Source organism: Paenibacillus sp. OT2-17 (assembly GCF_009827695.1).
Taxonomy (GTDB): Bacteria; Bacillota; Bacilli; order Paenibacillales; family Paenibacillaceae; genus Paenibacillus; species Paenibacillus polymyxa_B.
Genome location: NZ_WUDQ01000727.1, coordinates 1 through 1551, shown reverse-complemented (window position 1 = coordinate 1551; position 1551 = coordinate 1). Strand labels below are relative to the sequence as shown.

Annotated in this window: 2 protein-coding genes; both read right to left on the bottom strand. The window is 46.6% G+C overall.

Annotated elements, in window-relative coordinates:
- Nucleotides 1–222: 222 nt before the first annotated feature.
- Nucleotides 223–858: a hypothetical protein gene (locus tag GRP75_RS26530; protein ID WP_023988147.1), complete on the bottom strand. Its 636-nt coding sequence runs from the start codon at nt 856–858 to the stop codon at nt 223–225.
- A gap of 210 nt (nt 859–1068) precedes the next feature.
- Nucleotides 1069–1551: MFS transporter (locus GRP75_RS26525; protein ID WP_160790844.1), on the bottom strand; the 483-nt coding region annotated here is incomplete at its 5' end.

Genomic DNA, 1551 nt, shown 5'->3' with positions numbered 1-1551 from the left:
TCATTACTCACTGCAATAATCCTGGGCTGGCGGAAAAATTGATGAATGCGCTGAAGAAACGCTATCAATTTAAAGATATTCATATTGTGTCCACCAGAGGGATTAGTTCAATGTATGCCAATGACAAAGGGATCATTATGGCCTTTTAAAAATATTCAGGGTTTATCCTCGCTGTATGGATAAACCCTTTTTAGTACACTGAGACTTTGTGGGAGTTCAAGCCTATCTCAATTTTTTAATGAGGACAGAAGCGTTTATACTGGCTTGAGTTCCTCCGGCTTGTGTTTGCAGGGTAACAGCAGTAGTAGAGCTATGGTTTCGCAGAGTAAGGACGTCACCGCATGCCAGAGCGAGGATAGCTTGCCCTGTGTTCTGTTGTGTCCCGGCTCCTGAGCCGTATACAGTTCCCACAGCCAGTGCGCCATTAATAAAGATAGCGAATTGGTTAGGTTCCACACCGGACACCGAAAAGTGAACTTCATATTTTCCAGCATCGGATACAGCAATCTGTGTAGTTCCTGGAACATGAGCAATTCCAGGTGTAAGTATACCGTTCGTATCCAAAATGACATCCCCTTCAATCGGAACAACTTGGGGCTTCACATTATAAATATAACCGAACTGCGCTAAATCACCTATGGTTCCAGGATCCCCTTCAGGCCCTAAAGCGCTATGATTAATATTCACACTTACAAGTTGCTTTTTGACGATGATATCTTTTCCAACCCCTTTCCGTTTCGAGCGGACTTTTCTCTTTGGGGGCTTTTCCTCAAACTTTTTTTCTAACTTATCAAACCAGGCACGGACAAAAACATTTTTTTTACGGCCTTTTTTTCGTTTTAATTCAGGATGACCCAATACAAACACCTCCATATGGTTTGTTGTATACTACTCCATTCATCTAGAGGAGGCATGGATATCTGTCCTGTGATTCATAGGAAACGATCTATTTTGACTAAAAACGGGCTGCTGTACAAGGTGCATTCGTCTAGTATGTAAAAAAGCACCTTTGAATGTGCACTTGGATGACAACCAAGGAACAGACAAAGGCGCCAGTAGAGACGAGTCTCATGATGAAGCGGTTTGAAGCCGTTTTTTGCGCACATATAGGGCGTACAAGATGCCCCCAAGCAGGCACAGGATACAGGCGAAGCCTGCCAGCAACCACGCTGATGAGACTGCTCCACCACGGTCCATGCTATTTCCGAGCCATAAAGGCAGCAGAGCTCCCCCAACTCCACCTGCGCCGATAAGCAGGCTAGTGGTAGATTCTTCTGTACCCGGCATCATTTTGCTGGCAAAAACAAGTGCGATGGAGAAGATGCCGGACATGCCCAGCCCCAGCAGTACAATAAGGATAAAGGCGCCTTCAGTCCCTTTGATCAGCGGGAACACGCACAGCAGCACGGTCGCTGCCAGTGAGCTCAGGGCGACAAAGACACCGTAGCCGTATCGATCGGCAATGTAGCCTGTGAATAACCGGCCGGTAGCCATTGCTAACCAGAAGCAGGTGACACTAAGTGCTGCTTCGGCTTGTGTGAGACCCAGCCG